Raw genomic sequence first — 14,025 nt, forward strand, 5'->3', positions numbered from 1 at the left:
AAAATGCTTCGGTATTCCCCTTCCGGAGCGTGCAGTACATGACTTCCCTCCCGGTCGCGGCGCCTCTCGCTGCGACTACTCCAGCGACCGCCGTCGCACCGCCGGTCTTCGGCCCGCGAATCATCATTGGCCTGGTGGGTGTGTTGCTGGCGGTGTTGGTGTCAGGCCTGAACGAGATGGTGACCAAGGTCGCCCTGGCCGACATTCGCGGTGCGTTGGCCATCGGCTACGACGAAGGCACCTGGCTGGTCGCCAGCTACACCGCGACCTCGGTGGCCGCCATGGCGTTTGCTCCTTGGTGTTCGGTGACGTTCTCGTTGCGGCGTTTCACCTTGTGCGCCATCAGCGTCTTCACTCTGTTGGGCGTGCTGTGCCCGTTTGTCCCGAATTATGAAAGCCTGCTGGTCATGCGCACCCTGCAGGGCCTGGCCGGTGGTGCGTTGCCGCCGATGCTGATGACCGTTGCGCTGCGGTTCCTGCCGGCCAATGTGAAGCTCTATGGTCTGGCCGGTTATGCCCTGACGGCAACCTTCGGCCCTGGTCTCGGCACGCCGCTGGCCGGGTTGTGGACCGAGTACGTCGGCTGGCAATGGACCTTCTGGCAAATCGTCGTGCCGTGCCTGATTGCCATGGCGGCGGTGGCTTACGGTCTACCCCAGGATCCGCTGCGTCTGGAACGCTGCAAGTCATTCAACTGGCGTGGCTTGCTACTGGGGTTTCCGGCGATTTGCATGTTGGTGATCGGCATCCTGCAAGGCAATCGGCTGGACTGGTTCGAGTCGAGCCTGATCTGCGCACTGCTCGGCGGCGGGCTGCTACTGCTGGTGCTGTTCCTGATCAACGAGTGGTCGCAACCGATTCCGTTCTTCAAGTTGCAGATGCTCGGCATCCGCAACCTGTCGTTCGCATTGTTGACCCTGGCCGGCGTGTTGGTGGTGTTGCTCGTGGTGGTGATCATTCCCTCCAGTTACCTGGCTCAGGTCCAGGGCTATCGCCCCATACAGACTGCGCCAATTATGCTGTTGGCGGCGTTGCCACAGTTGATCGCGCTGCCGTTGGTGGCGGCGCTGTGCAACCTGCGTTGGGTCGATTGCCGCTGGGTGCTGGGGATCGGCCTGAGCATGCTGGCGCTGTCTTGCATCGGCGGCTCGCAGCTGACGTCGGCGTGGATTCGTGACGATTTCTACGTCCTGCAATGGCTGCAGATTTTCGGTCAACCCATGGCCGTGCTGCCGCTATTGATGCTCTCCACCGGCAGCATCACCCCGATGGAAGGACCGTTCGCCTCGGCCTGGTTCAACACGGTCAAAGGCCTGGCGGCAGTGATCGCCACCGGTGTGATCGATGCGCTGACCACCGCAAGGCTGCATTTCCACTCGAGCATGCTGGTGGACAACCTCGGTAACTCGCCTCTGGTTGATAGCGCCAGCGCGAACCTCGCTCACCGTCTGCATCAGCAGGCTGTGGTGCTGACTTCTTCCGATCTTTATCTGTGCATGGCCGGCGTCGCGGTGGCGCTGATCCTGCTGATTTTCTGGCTGCCGACGCGGATTTATCCACCGCGCGCGCCAACTTGAACGCTTCACTGAAACAGAAGGTTTTTATGACGACTCAATCAAAGCAAAAAATCGCTGTCGGCGTTGCCGCAGCGATGGTGGTCGGCGTGTTGATTTACCTGCTGGCGCCGGGCTTGTTCGGCAAGCGTACACAGCAAAGCACTAATGATGCCTTCGTCTCGGCGGACTTCACCCTGGTGGCGCCGCGTGTGGCGGGATTCATCAAGGAAGTGCTGGTGGAGGACAACCAACAGGTCAAGGCCGGGCAACTGCTGGCGTTGATCGACGACCGCGACCTGCGCGCTGCCGCTGAGGCTGCCGACGCGCAAACCCTGGTGGCCAGGGCGCAGCTGCAAAACGCCCGGGCGACCCTGGAACGCCAGACGTCGGTGATCGCTCAGGCCCAGGCTACGGTGGTTTCGGCGAAGGCGGAGATGGCTTTCGCCGAGCATGAACTGAACCGCTACAACCACCTCGCCGGGGTGGGTGCCGGCACCGTGCAGAATGCCCAGCAGGCGCGCACGCGCATCGATCAGGCCACCGCTCGGTTGGCCAATGCCACAGCGGCGCTGGCGGCGGAACGCAAACAAGTGGAGATCTTGACTGCCCAGCGCGATGCCGCCGAAGGTGGACTGAAACGAGCGCAAGCGGCGCTGGAAATGGCCAGTTACGAACTGTCCTATACGCGCATCGTTGCCCCCCAGGACGGCATGGTCGGCGAGCGCGCGGTGCGGGTCGGCGCCTATGTCACGCCGGGCAGCAAGATTCTGGCCGTGGTGCCGCTGGAGCGGGCGTATGTGGTCGCCAATTTTCAGGAAACCCAATTGACCGACGTACAGCCGGGGCAGGACGTGCAGGTGCATGTCGACAGTCTTGGTGGCGAAGCCCTGCAGGGACGCGTCGAGAGCATCGCACCGGCCACCGGCGTGACCTTCGCGTCAGTCAAACCGGACAACGCCACCGGCAATTTCACCAAGGTTGTGCAACGGATTCCGGTGAAAATCATCCTCGATCCAGGCCAGCCATTGGCCGAGCGGTTGCGGGTGGGGATGTCGGTGGAGGCGAGTATTGATACTGCCAGCGCTACGGCCGATGAGCATGAGGTCGCACAACGATGAACTTCGCTAATCACACATCCCCGTGGCGAGGGAGCTTGCCCCCGTTCGAGTGCGCAGCGCTCGCAAATTTCGGGTCCACTGCGCGGCCCAACGGGGGCAAGCCCCCTCGCCACAGAGCTAGTATTCGCTCTGTCGCTATTGTGTTGAACCTGCTTTCGTTGAGTGCCTGCACCGTCGGACCGGACTTCCAGCGCCCTCAGCCGCAGCAAGTCGCCCAATGGTCGAAACCGGCCAAAGCCGCCGCCAGTCAGGTCGTTCCCAACGAGATGGACGAACGCTGGTGGGAAGTGTTCCACGATCCGAAACTCTCGGCCCTGACCCAACGCGCCCTGACCGACAACCTCGATTTGAAACTCGCCAGCAGCCGCTTGCAACAAAGCCGCGCCGCGCGCCAGGTAATCACCGCCGAGCGCTATCCCAACACTACCGCCACTAGTAGCTACGGGCGCAAACGCAACAGTGGTGAAGGACTGAACGATCCGTCGGGCAATAACGGCGACTCGGCGTACAACCTGTGGGATGCAGGCTTTTCCGCTTCCTGGGAACTGGATTTCTGGGGTCGTGTGCGCCGCGAAACCGAAGCCGCCGATGCCACCCTGGAGGTGGCGGAAAACGATCGCCGTGGCGTGCTGCTGTCGGTGCTCGCCGAAACGGCTCAGGACTATATTCAACTGCGCGGTGTGCAAAGCACCTGGACCGTCACCGAGCAGAATCTCGACGTCGCCCGGCATAGTTTGAAACTCTCGCAACTGCGCTTGGCCGACGGTGTAGCGACGGATCTGGACGTCGCCGAAGCCGCCGCGCAAGTCGCGGCCATCGAATCACGTTTACCGGCGCTGGAGCAGCGTCAGTCGCAACTGATCAACGCGCTGAGCCTGTTGATGGGCGAACCGCCGCAAGCGTTGTCCGCCGAGTTATCCACAGACGCCCCGGTACCGCAAACCCCGCGACAGGTCGCCATCGGCTTGCCGTCGCAATTGGCCGAGCGCCGCCCGGATATCCGCCAGGCCGAAGCCCGACTGCATGCCGCGACCGCCAGCATCGGTGTGGCCAAGGGTGACTTCTATCCGCGAATCACCCTGTCGGGCAACATCGGTTCGCAAGCCCTGCAACTGAGCGATTTCGGCTCCTGGGGCTCGCGCTCGTTCAGCATCGGTCCGCAATTGAGCTTGCCGCTGTTCGACGGCGGTCGGCTGCGGGGCGTGTTGCATCTGCGCGAAGCCCAACAACAGGAAGCGGCCCTGGCTTACCAGCAAACCGTGCTGCGGGCATGGCATGAAATCGACAATCAACTCACCGCCTACAACGCCAGCCAATTGCGCCGCGACAGCCTCGCCGAAGCCGTGCGCCAGAACCAGATCGCCCTGCGCACCGCGCAACAGCAGTACGTCGAAGGGGTGGTGGATTTCGTCAACGTCCTGACCGTGCAAGGCGAATTGCTGGCGACCCAGCAACAGTGGGTCGAGAGCTCGACCGGGGTGTCGTTGGCGATGGTGGGGTTGTACAAGGCGTTGGGTGGGGGATGGGAGTCGGTGTATCCGGTGGCAGGGGCCGTTACCAATAATCCGGCTTGATCGCGGGTGCCTTATGAGTAGCCACACGAACTGGAAACTGGTGCGACTGCAGCTCTTCTGAGGTTACGACACGTCGCATCCAGTGTGAGTGCTCCTTTAAAGAGCCTGGTGATGGACGGTTTAACTCGGCTCGATGAGGAAGAATGACTCCAACTCTTATGTCTGGGAAATCTTCTCGAATTGCTCTCAGGGCTGGAGTCATATCGGTGTCGCTGGATACCAGGACTAGCTGTTCGATTTGCTCATGGAAATGGAGCTTGGCCTGCCTTGCCGCAGTGCGATACATGCTGATTGCGATGTGGACATCCGTTTCTTTTTCTTCAAGCTTCCAGATGTCGATCTTGTCTTGGCGAGAGGCGGCGGTCTTTCTGTCAATGAAGCGAGGTGCTTTAGCTGGCTCAAGTTTATGGCGACCATAGTGAACGGCAACATTAGTCGCTTTTAAAGCACGCACATAGGTGTCTTGAGCTTCTTTGGACACTCTGCCGCGAGTGGCAAGTTCTGGTTTGACAGATGAGGTGAAGTAATCAACCGAGATGAGTGAATTTTGTGGGTTCTCGATGTGGGCGACATGGCCCAGCAAGCCTTTCAGATTGAGCCATTTGTATGGGGTACCCGCGAGCAATCCATAGAACACGTTGTAGCCATCAACAAAGAAAGCGGTACGCACAAACTCAATCCTCAGAAACGAAAAAACCGGCCTAGGCCGGTTTCTTCACCACCAACTGCCAGTGAACTTAATCTCTGCGTACGGGGTTCAGTAAAACGATCCTAAGTCGAGTTAGCGATGACGTCAACCGTTGACTGACCAAGGCATCACTCGGAGGGACATCCCCAGCGCCGGCAAGCCAGTTTTGTGCATTTGTCTGGTTGATGGTCAAGCCATTCCTGGACCCATCTATTAATGATTGTTACGGCGGAAAGGGTAGATGTCCCGTTGCGTTTGTAGGGGATGAAGTGTCTATTGCCGATTTCGTTTTTGATCGAATGGTCGTTCCTGATTTCTTGTGGGATTTATTACCGATACTCATCGAGCTCGGAAATCAACGACCGCTCTGAAAATTTTGTCCTTTTTGAAACATTACATTTCCAACCAATGATGGCTATCTGCTTGACGCGCCCCCCCGCTGTCGTAGACTCCGCTCATCCGTCAGGGAGTTACGGTTATGCGGCGTTTTCGTGTTTGGGTTGCGGGATTAACCTTTGTAACGTGCGTAGTACAGGCGCAAACGCCTGCGCCAGACGATCCGTTGTTGGAAAGCAACGCGGTCGGCGGTAACGCGTCAGCCAGCAGTGAGGCCCGTGGTGTGTTGCGAGCCCGGGATCAGGCGGTGCTCGCCAGTGAGTTGTCCGGGCGGATTGTCGAGTTGCCGTTCAGTGAGGGCGAGTCGTTCAAAAAGGGCGACACCCTGGCGCGGTTTGACTGCTCGGCTTATCAGGCTCAGCTCAACGCGGCACAGGCCGCCAATCGTGGCGCCGGTGAGGAGCTGGCCCATAATCGGCAACTGGCGGCGTTGAATTCGGTGGGGCGCTTTGAAGTGGCGCGGGCCGAGGCCAAGGTCAGCGAAACCCAGGCGCAATCTCAGGTTTATCAGGTTCAGGTCAAACGCTGCAGCGTGGTCGCGCCGTTCGATGGCCAGGTCGTCGAGCGCAAGGTCAAGCGCTACGAAAGCGTTGCCGCCGGTGCGCCGTTGCTGGATGTGGTCGATAACCGCACCCTGGAAATTCACCTGTTGGTGCCGTCACGCTGGATGGGCAAGCTCAAGCCCGGCCAGACGTTCAGTTTTGTCCCCGATGAAACCGGTCAGCCGCTGGATGCCACGGTCAAGCGCCTCGGCGCGCGGATCGACGAAGGCAGCCAGACCTTGCTGCTGGTGGCGACACTGCCCAACGCCAGCGGCCTGTTGGCCGGCATGAGCGGAACGGCGCGTTTCGCGGAGCTCAAGTGAACGCCCCGGTAACGGGCGGCGCCGAGCAGGTGTTCGCCAGGTTTCTAGACCTCGAACGCCAGACCCGCGCGGCTCGTAATTCTTCGCAACTGGCCTACAGCCTGGTCAATGACGGTCAGTCGCTGTTCAGTTTCCGCCATGCCGCATTGTTGATCGCCGGCAAGGTGCAGGCGGTGACCGGTGTCAGTGCGGTGGAGCCGAATGCGCCGTTCGTGGCGTTTGTCGAGCAAGCGGTCGCGCAGTTGTTCAAGCTCGAGGTGCTGAAACAGGCACGGGTGATCGCGCCCGATCTGCTCAGTGAATCGATTCAGGCCGATTGGCAAAGTCTGTCGGCCGCTCAGGTGTTCTGGTTGCCACTGATTGATCATCAGGGCGAGATCTTCGGCGGGCTGTGGCTGGCGCGGGATGTGCCGTGGAACCCTGCCGAGCAGGTGCTGTTGTCGCAACTGGGCGACACCTACAGCCATGCCTGGCTGGCGCTGCAACCGCGCAAACCCTGGCGACTGCGCTGGACGCGCAAGCGTCAGGTGGCACTGGTCGCCGTGTTGTTGCTCGGGTTACTGATTCCGGTGCGCCAATCGGTGTTGGCGCCGGCTGAGGTCGTCCCGTTGGGCGGTCGGGTGGTCGCGGCGCCGCTGGACGGGGTGATCGCCGAGTTCCTGGTCAAACCCAACCAGACGGTGAAGACCGGCGACCTTCTGCTGCGCTTCGAAAGCACCACGCTCAAGGCTCAGGCTGATGTGGCCGAGCGCGCTCTGGGCGTTGCCGAAGCGGAACTCAAGGCCAATTCCCAACGTTCCTTCGCCGATGCCGAATCCAGTTCGAAAATCGATCTGCTGGCCGCACGTGTCGAGCAGAAACGCGCCGAACGGGATTACGCCCGTGAACTGCTCAAACGCAGCGAAGTGCGTGCCGAGCGGGATGGCATCGCGGTGTTCGCCGATGCCGAACGCTGGACCGGCAAACCGGTACAGACCGGCGAGCGCTTGATGGAACTCGCCGACCCGAATCAGGCCGAGTTGCGCATCGAATTGGCCGTGGGCGATGCGATCGCCCTGGAGCCTGGGGCGCAGGTCGCACTGTTTCTCGACAGCGATCCACTGCAGCGGCACCAGGCCAGGCTCGAACGTTCGGCCTATGAAGCGCAGCCAACAGCTGGCGGGCAACTGGCTTATCGACTGGATGCGACATTCGACGGCGCACCGCCGCGCATTGGCTTGCGTGGCACGGCGAAAGTCTTCGGTGACCGTGCGCCGCTGGCGCTGTACCTGTTGCGTCGACCGCTGGCCGGGTTGCGTCAGAGCGTAGGCCTTTAGATGAGCCTGCCGAGCCTGCGGGCAGACCTGCAATTGTCGACGGCGGCGCCGGCCCTCGACGGGTCACCATGCTGGACCCTGGCCGACCCGGTGCGTGGACGTTATTTCAAACTCGGCGCGGCGGCGATGCGCTTGCTGCGTCATTGGTCCCTGGGTGATCCCGAGCAGGTGCTGCGTGCCGCCAACCGCGAGCCAGGGCTGCCGCTGGACGGCGCGGCGCTTGAGCAATTGCTGGAATTTTTGCGCGGCCACGACCTGATCAGCGCCCTTGACCCATCGCAGCGCGCCAGTTACAGCCTGAAGGCCGCGGCTCAGCGCCAGAGCCTGTGGAAAATCCTGCTGCATCAATACCTGTTTTTCCGGATTCCGCTGTGGCGTCCGGACGCCTTTCTCAATCGCGTCTGGCCGTGGCTGGAGCGTTTCGGCCCGCGCGCATTGCGCTACGGATTGCCCGCGACGCTGGGGCTCGGGGTGTTTCTGGTGTCGCGGGACTGGCAGCGATTCATCGCCACCTTTCCGCACCTGTTCAGCCTCGGTGGCGCGCTGGCGTTCGCGGTGGCGTTGTTTTTCGCCAAGCTGTGCCACGAATTCGGCCACGCCTTCATGGCCAAGCGCGCCGGTTGTCGGGTGCAGAGCATGGGCGTGGCGTTCATGGTGCTGCTGCCGATGTTCTACACGGACGTCAGCGACGCCTGGCGGGTCAACGATAGACGTGCGCGTTTGCTGATCGGCGCCGGCGGGGTGCTGGCGGAACTGGTGCTGGCCTGTATCGCGCTGCTCGCCTGGTCACTGCTGCCCGATGGCCCCGGGCGCACGGCGGCGTTCATGCTCGCCAGTGCGACCTGGATTACTACGCTGGTGATCAACCTCAACCCGTTCATGCGTTTCGACGGCTACTTCTTGCTCAGCGACTTCTGGGAAGTGGACAACCTTCAGGGACGTGCCTTTGCCTTGTGTCGCTGGCGATTGCGCGAGTTCCTGTTCGGCTACGCTGCCCCGGCGCCGGAGCCGTGGGCGCCGAGGATGCAGCGGCGGTTGTTGATCTGGGGATACGGCTCGTGGCTATGGCGCGCGGCGTTGTTTTTCGGGATTGCGCTGGCGGTTTATCACCTGTTCTTCAAGGTATTGGGGATCTTCCTGATGCTGGTGGAGCTGGTGTGGTTCATCTTCCTGCCGATCCTGAGCGAGTGGCGGCAATGGTGGAGTCGTCGCGAACAGGCGCATACGCCTCGGGTACTGCTCAGCAGCCTGACATTGCTCGGGCTGTTGTTGCTGCTGGCGCTGCCGTGGCGCAGCGCGGTGGAGCTGCCGACGATGCTGGAGGCGGGACACACCAGCGCCTTGCACGCGCCGGTGGCGGCGCGGGTAAAAACGGTGAATGTGCATGACGGCCAGGTTGTCGCCCAGGGCGAGGTGCTGATCGAGCTGGAATCACCGGACCTGGACTCACGCCAGGCCATCGTCCGCCGCGAGATCCAGATTCAGCAGTTGCAGATGCGTCGTCAGGCCAGCCGTAGCGAAACCGCGGCCGACGCCGGAATCGTCCAGCAGCGCCTGGCGGAAGCGGTGGCTGAATACCGCGGCCTGGTCGCCCAGCGGGAGCGACTGCTATTGCGCGCGCCCCACGCCGGCAAGGTGCGCGACCTGTTGCCGCAGTTAACGGTCGGTCGCTGGCTTTCGACTAAAGATCCTTTGGCTCGGGTGGTCGAAGACGGCGCGCGGTTGCGCGGTTATCTGGCTGAAGCCGAGCTCTGGCGTGTTGCTTCGGGTGCTCGCGGGCGGTTCATCGCCGATGACCCGATGCACCCGGCGATTGCCGTGCAATTAAGCGAAATCGATACCAACGGCGCGGCCTATGTCGATCAAGAGGCGCTGACTTCCGATCGTCACGGGCCGATTGCCGTACGCCGGGATGAGCATCAGCGCGCCGAGCCGGTGCAGGCGCAGTATGGCGCGCGGTTGAGCGTCCTCGAAGAGACGCCGACGCCGGTGCAACCTTTGCGCGGCATTGTGGTGTTGCAGGGCAGCGGCGAATCGTTGTTGGGCGTTGCCTGGCGGCGCATGGCAGCCCTGGGGGTCAGGGAAAGCGGTTTCTAGGGAGAACAGCGATGGCGAACAGCGATTCAGTGGCAGCGGACGGTCTGGTGGTCAGGCCTTCGCGCGCCAGCGATGGACCTTTTCTGCACAGCCTTTACCAGGCGGCGCGGCCGGATCTGCAATGGATCGACGGCGAGCAGGAAGTGGTCCAACAGGTGGTTGCCCAGCAATTCACCGTGCAGGAACAAGGACTGGGGGAAAACTTTCCCGACGCCATGCATTACGTGATCGAGAAACTCGACACAGCCATCGGCGCGTTGACCACCGACTTCGGTCCCAATGAAATTCGCGTGCTGTACCTGGCGTTCATCCCCCAGGCCCGAGGCCGGGGTTACGGGCGGACGGTGCTGCAAGGCGTGCAAAAAGCCGCGCAACAAATCCGCTGCCCTGTGGCGACGGTGGTCTGGGCCAACAATCCCCATGCGCGCCAGCATTACCTGGCGCTGGGGTTTCAGGTTGAAGAGCGCAACCCGGCGGCGGAGCGGTTGGTGTGGTACCCGCAGGGTTAAGAGCAATACAAAAAACCGTGGTGAGGGGCTCACCACATAAGCCCGCTCCCACAAAGTCTCAGTTGAAGGCGATGTAGAAATAACCCACGTCGGGATCCCGCCCCATGGTCGGTACTCGCGAGACGAAAATATTTTCCACCTGACCCAGTTCCGGCAACTCCAGCGCACACAAGCCATCGACAAAATCGGTGGGTTGCAGGCTGTTGAGCTCGACGCTGAACGGCATGCGCTCGCTTTTGGGCATCTGTGAATGGGGCGTTTCTTTAAGGGTGTCGATATGGATCGGCAATTCACTGCCATCGGGCAGCCGCAGCGTCCCGGTCTTGCCCAGCAGTGCCTGAAAGTGTTGGCTTTGAACCTGTTGCAGCATGGCATCCCTCCATCAAGCAAAAGTGGCCGGGGGATGTGCATCCCCCGGTCAGACCCTCAGTTACGTGAAGGGAATAATCCGTTCAGGGCGATGCTGAAGTTGAGCACCAGGAACGGGTTCATCACCGTCATGGGCAAACCATTGCCGGCGGACGAGATTTCCCCCGTCACCGTGCTGGTGACACCCTTGAGCGGTACAGCCGCAGCACCTTGCTGATCGGAGTAGATGCTCGCCGAGCCTGGCCCGCCGCCCGAGGCACCGATGTAGGAGTTGGTTGCGGTCGGGTTGGTGACCGGGTTGCTCGCCGGGCTGGCCAGTTGCAGGGTGGTGGTGGCCGTGAGCCCGGACAGGGCGTGGGTGTGGTTGGGCAGGTTATTGATGGTTGCGGTGACGTTTTCGGTCCCGGAGACCTCGCCGATGACACGCGGGGTCAGGCCCAGGCCGTTGCCTTGGGCAATCGGCATGCGGCCCTGCAGGTTGGGCAGCATGAAATTGGTGGTGCCATTGCCTCCATAGTAGGTTCCCAGCAGTGAGAACAGCGCCTGGTATTGCGAGATCCCCAGCGTCTGGCCATAGCACAGGGCCCAGCCGTTGGGGGCGAAGTTAAAGGCGAAAGGTTGGATAGTGCCCATGAATACTTCCATAGTTCCTCATCCCTCAGGTTAGTGTCTGATATGTCACATCGCAGGCCCGGTTATCCGGGCGGATCGCAGTGATCAGCCGACTCCGTTCATCTCCGTGGCTGGGTCACGCCACGCCAAAGCGTAGACGCTGATCGGAATGATTGCCGGACGTCGTCCGTCGTAAAGCCAGCATCGACGACGGGCCTGAGCCTGTCCTACAGTGCTTGAGAAAATTGCGTATTCACTGGTCGAAGTTCATTAGGTCGAGGCACATCAGGTTGAAACAAGGGGAGGCAATGGAGGCGCGCAGAGAAACACCGCTGGGTGACACTCAGGATCCGCACGCGACACCGGGCTCATGGGCGGCTGCCCGTCGCTTATTGCGGTGGGCGCGGGAGCACTGGCTGCTGCCGATCCTGGCATTGGCTGCGCTGGTGCGTTTTTACGACCTGACGGCGGCGGCGATCTGGGGTGACGAAGGGTCCAGCCTGTTGTTGAGCCAGTACTCTCTGGCCGGGATCTGGGAACATGCAGCCCATGATGTGCATCCGCCGCTGTATTTCATACTGCTGCACGGCTGGATCGGGCTGTTCGGCGACGGCATTTTTTCGATTCGTTGCCTGAGCGCGCTGCCGGGGATTGCCACGGTCGGGCTCGGTGTCTGGCTGGTGGACCTGCTCGCGACCCGCCGCGCCGCGTTGCTGGCCGGGGTTCTGCTGGCGCTGTTGCCCACGGCGGTGCGGTATAGCCAGGAAGTGCGGATGTATTCGCTGTTGGGGATGTGGCTGATCGGCGCCACGATCGCCCTGGTGTACTGGATAAAACGGCCACAACGCACGCGCTATCTGGTGATCTACACCCTGCTGATGACAGCGGCGTTCTACACCCATTACTTCACCGCGCTGTGCGTGCTGTGTCACTGGTTGTATCTGGGCCTGATCCGTGTGCAGCCAGGGTACCGACTGCGACACATTCAGCGCTCGGGCTGGTGGCTGGCCAATGTGGCCATCGTGCTGTTGTACTTGCCGTGGGTGCCCAGCCTGATCGATCTGATCCAGCACTTGGATCTGCTCAAGGCCAATGGTGATGTGGGATGGGAGCCCCCCGTCATGCTCGACTCATTGCCGTCGATGATCTGGTCGCTCCTGATCCAGGACGATGGCGAGAACCTGCCCACGCTGATTTTTATCGCGCTGCCACTGGCATTGGTGGCCCTGGCGGGCGTGGCGCTGGCCCGCGACCGCAGTGTGTTCCGTGGCAGTGTGCTGGCGGTGATCTACACCGCGGTCCCGTTATTGCTGGTGTTTGCGGTGTCGTTCATCTCGCCGGTGTTCATCGAGCGTTACCTGACCGCTTACGCCTTGGGTCTGCCGATGGTTGTCGCGCTGGCCGTCGATCGCTTGTACGCAGACTTCAAGGTCTTGGCACTGGCCGTGCTGCTGCTGTTTACCGGTGTCGAGCTGGTGGGGGTGAAGAACAATGCCACGGTGGATACTGAGGATCAGATCAGCGTCATGGCCAAACACGTGAACCAGCACTTCATGCCCGGCGACCGAATCGTCACCAGTGACATGCTCTGGTACCTGAGTTACGTCTATTACAACCAGACCAACGCCAAACCGATGCTGTACACGCCACCATTGGCCGATGGCCGGTCGAGCCGGCCGAACGCCTACGGTTTCGGTACGCTGGTGACCAATGACATCTACCTGGATAGCCTCGATGCCTTGCCCAAAGGCACTGGTCGGGTATGGCTGGTCGGTACCCTCGAGGGGGCGGACGAGTTCGCTCCATTGCCCGCGGGCTGGCAACGCGTCGACGAAGCCCGGGGAGGAGGCGCCGTGGCACGCTTGTATGTGCTGAAGTAATCCGTGGTTTCAGGGCTTAAACGATTCAACTTTTAAACGGTTATATAAATTGCGTTTTCCAGTCGATTTAGCTCCAATTTGATATCAAAACACCACTAGCTGTAAGGCCATTCCTGGTCTACGCTCCGTCGTACAAAGGACTGAATGACGGGTGAATGGATTGCAGCAGTTCCACTTTATCTCCGGCTTGCCGCGCTCGGGCTCGACCCTGCTTTCTGCCATTCTTTTGCAGAATCCGCGTTTCCATGCCGGCATGACCAGCCCCGTGGGCGCACTCTTTTCCGGCGTTCTGGAGCAATGCAGCGCCGGCAGCGAATTCGGCGCGGTGATCGACACCGACCTGCGTCGCCGCCTGTTGCGTGGCCTGTTCGATTCTTACTACGCCGACAAGGCCGACAAACCGGTGGTGTTCGACACCAACCGCTTGTGGAGTTCGCGCCTGCCGGCGATCAGCGATCTGTTCCCTCAAGCCAAGATCATTGCCTGTGTGCGCAATGTCGCCTGGGTCATGGACAGCATCGAGCGCCTGTACCGCGCCAATCCCTTCGAAAACACCAAGCTGTTCGGCGATGCGGTTGAGCGCAACACGGTCTACAGCCGCTGCGAAACCCTGGCCCAACGCAATCGGTTGGTGGGGTTTTCCTGGGCCGCCCTCAAGGAAGCCTATTACGGCGAACACGCCGACTCACTGCTGATCATCGATTACGACCTGCTGAGCCAGGCGCCAGAGCGGGTGATGCGGCTGGTTTACGACTTCATCGGTGAACCCTGGTTCGAACATGATTTCGATCATTTGGCCTACGACGCGCCGGAATTCGACCAAGCCCTTGGCCTCTCGGGGCTGCACAAGGTGAAGGCCAAGGTTCAATTGCAGTCCAGGCGCACGATCCTGCCGCCGGATTTGTTCAAGCAATACGCCGAGTTGTCCTTTTGGCTCGATGGCTCAGCCAGCGCCGCCAATGTCATTCGTATGAAAGCCGACGCCGCGATCAGTTGATCGCGGCGTTTTCATTGGTCTGTCAAAAAGTTCGAGTCCGGGTGAGCA

At 61.2% G+C, this 14,025-nt stretch carries 12 protein-coding genes; 9 read left to right on the forward strand and 3 right to left on the reverse strand.

The features are described 5' to 3' along the window. The first annotated feature begins 38 nt into the window (after positions 1 to 38). Genes PGR6_RS00670 through PGR6_RS00680 form a run of 3 tightly spaced genes read left to right on the forward strand, consistent with a single transcriptional unit; the run spans position 39 to position 4,248 of the window. On the forward strand, positions 39 to 1,577 hold the full coding sequence (locus tag PGR6_RS00670) for an MFS transporter (RefSeq protein WP_064615735.1): 1,539 nt from the start codon (positions 39 to 41) through the stop codon (positions 1,575 to 1,577). Positions 1,578 to 1,603: 26 nt separating this feature from the next. Further along, positions 1,604 to 2,674, forward strand: coding sequence for an HlyD family secretion protein (locus PGR6_RS00675; protein WP_064615737.1), 1,071 nt, complete (start codon positions 1,604 to 1,606; stop codon positions 2,672 to 2,674). Beyond that, a complete protein-coding gene (locus PGR6_RS00680) occupies positions 2,671 to 4,248 on the forward strand; it encodes an efflux transporter outer membrane subunit (protein WP_064615740.1) in 1,578 nt (525 codons plus the stop codon). Before PGR6_RS00675 ends, PGR6_RS00680 begins: the two co-directional genes overlap by 4 nt. On the opposite strand, the gene PGR6_RS00685 is transcribed toward PGR6_RS00680, so the two are convergent. Further along, the gene (locus PGR6_RS00685; protein WP_019581661.1) at positions 4,229 to 4,918 is read right to left on the reverse strand and encodes an NYN domain-containing protein; all 690 of its coding nucleotides are present in this window, start codon (positions 4,916 to 4,918) and stop codon (positions 4,229 to 4,231) included. The genes PGR6_RS00680 and PGR6_RS00685 overlap by 20 nt on opposite strands. Positions 4,919 to 5,414: 496 nt before the next feature. On the opposite strand from PGR6_RS00685, the gene PGR6_RS00690 reads away from it, so the two are divergent. The 4 genes from PGR6_RS00690 to PGR6_RS00705 are packed head-to-tail and all read left to right on the forward strand — an operon-like array spanning position 5,415 to position 10,119. After that, complete coding sequence (locus tag PGR6_RS00690) at positions 5,415 to 6,197, forward strand: efflux RND transporter periplasmic adaptor subunit (RefSeq protein ID WP_018929403.1); 783 nt, start codon at positions 5,415 to 5,417, stop codon at positions 6,195 to 6,197. Beyond that, positions 6,194 to 7,513 carry an efflux RND transporter periplasmic adaptor subunit gene (locus tag PGR6_RS00695; RefSeq protein ID WP_018929402.1) on the forward strand — a complete coding sequence of 440 codons (1,320 nt, stop codon included), beginning with the start codon at positions 6,194 to 6,196 and terminating at the stop codon, positions 7,511 to 7,513. Before PGR6_RS00690 ends, PGR6_RS00695 begins: the two co-directional genes overlap by 4 nt. Continuing rightward, positions 7,514 to 9,610: an HlyD family efflux transporter periplasmic adaptor subunit gene (locus PGR6_RS00700; protein ID WP_064615742.1), complete on the forward strand. Its 2,097-nt coding sequence runs from the start codon at positions 7,514 to 7,516 to the stop codon at positions 9,608 to 9,610. Between the two features lie 11 nt (positions 9,611 to 9,621). Next, positions 9,622 to 10,119, forward strand: coding sequence for a GNAT family N-acetyltransferase (locus PGR6_RS00705; protein ID WP_018929400.1), 498 nt, complete (start codon positions 9,622 to 9,624; stop codon positions 10,117 to 10,119). 58 nt (positions 10,120 to 10,177) lie between these two features. Here PGR6_RS00705 and PGR6_RS00710 read toward each other — a convergent pair whose 3' ends face one another. After that, complete coding sequence (locus PGR6_RS00710; RefSeq protein WP_007940987.1) at positions 10,178 to 10,489, reverse strand: DUF6916 family protein; 312 nt, start codon at positions 10,487 to 10,489, stop codon at positions 10,178 to 10,180. 56 nt (positions 10,490 to 10,545) lie between these two features. Then, the gene (locus PGR6_RS00715; RefSeq protein WP_018929399.1) at positions 10,546 to 11,133 is read right to left on the reverse strand and encodes a phage tail protein; all 588 of its coding nucleotides are present in this window, start codon (positions 11,131 to 11,133) and stop codon (positions 10,546 to 10,548) included. Between the two features lie 275 nt (positions 11,134 to 11,408). Here PGR6_RS00715 and PGR6_RS00720 point away from each other — a divergent pair, with 275 nt between their 5' ends. Together PGR6_RS00720 and PGR6_RS00725 are read left to right on the forward strand one after the other, a co-directional pair. Next, the gene (locus PGR6_RS00720; RefSeq protein ID WP_064615744.1) at positions 11,409 to 12,980 is read left to right on the forward strand and encodes a glycosyltransferase family 39 protein; all 1,572 of its coding nucleotides are present in this window, start codon (positions 11,409 to 11,411) and stop codon (positions 12,978 to 12,980) included. Positions 12,981 to 13,131: 151 nt separating this feature from the next. Beyond that, positions 13,132 to 13,977 carry a sulfotransferase family protein gene (locus PGR6_RS00725; RefSeq protein ID WP_018929397.1) on the forward strand — a complete coding sequence of 282 codons (846 nt, stop codon included), beginning with the start codon at positions 13,132 to 13,134 and terminating at the stop codon, positions 13,975 to 13,977. Positions 13,978 to 14,025: the final 48 nt, after the last annotated feature.

Origin of the sequence: Pseudomonas sp. GR 6-02 (assembly GCF_001655615.1) — a bacterium.
Lineage (GTDB): Bacteria > Pseudomonadota > Gammaproteobacteria > Pseudomonadales > Pseudomonadaceae > Aquipseudomonas.

What these genes read in the sequence shown, in the direction of transcription:
- PGR6_RS00675 (WP_064615737.1), top strand. Translation starts at nt 1,604, where the DNA reads ATGACGACTCAATCAAAGCAAAAAATCGCTGTCGGCGTTGCCGCAGCG.
- PGR6_RS00670 (WP_064615735.1), top strand. Translation starts at nt 39, where the DNA reads ATGACTTCCCTCCCGGTCGCGGCGCCTCTCGCTGCGACTACTCCAGCG.
- PGR6_RS00710 (WP_007940987.1), bottom strand. Translation starts at nt 10,489, where the DNA reads ATGCTGCAACAGGTTCAAAGCCAACACTTTCAGGCACTGCTGGGCAAG.
- PGR6_RS00680 (WP_064615740.1), top strand. Translation starts at nt 2,671, where the DNA reads ATGAACTTCGCTAATCACACATCCCCGTGGCGAGGGAGCTTGCCCCCG.
- PGR6_RS00715 (WP_018929399.1), bottom strand. Translation starts at nt 11,133, where the DNA reads ATGGAAGTATTCATGGGCACTATCCAACCTTTCGCCTTTAACTTCGCC.
- PGR6_RS00690 (WP_018929403.1), top strand. Translation starts at nt 5,415, where the DNA reads ATGCGGCGTTTTCGTGTTTGGGTTGCGGGATTAACCTTTGTAACGTGC.
- PGR6_RS00705 (WP_018929400.1), top strand. Translation starts at nt 9,622, where the DNA reads ATGGCGAACAGCGATTCAGTGGCAGCGGACGGTCTGGTGGTCAGGCCT.
- PGR6_RS00700 (WP_064615742.1), top strand. Translation starts at nt 7,514, where the DNA reads ATGAGCCTGCCGAGCCTGCGGGCAGACCTGCAATTGTCGACGGCGGCG.
- PGR6_RS00720 (WP_064615744.1), top strand. Translation starts at nt 11,409, where the DNA reads ATGGAGGCGCGCAGAGAAACACCGCTGGGTGACACTCAGGATCCGCAC.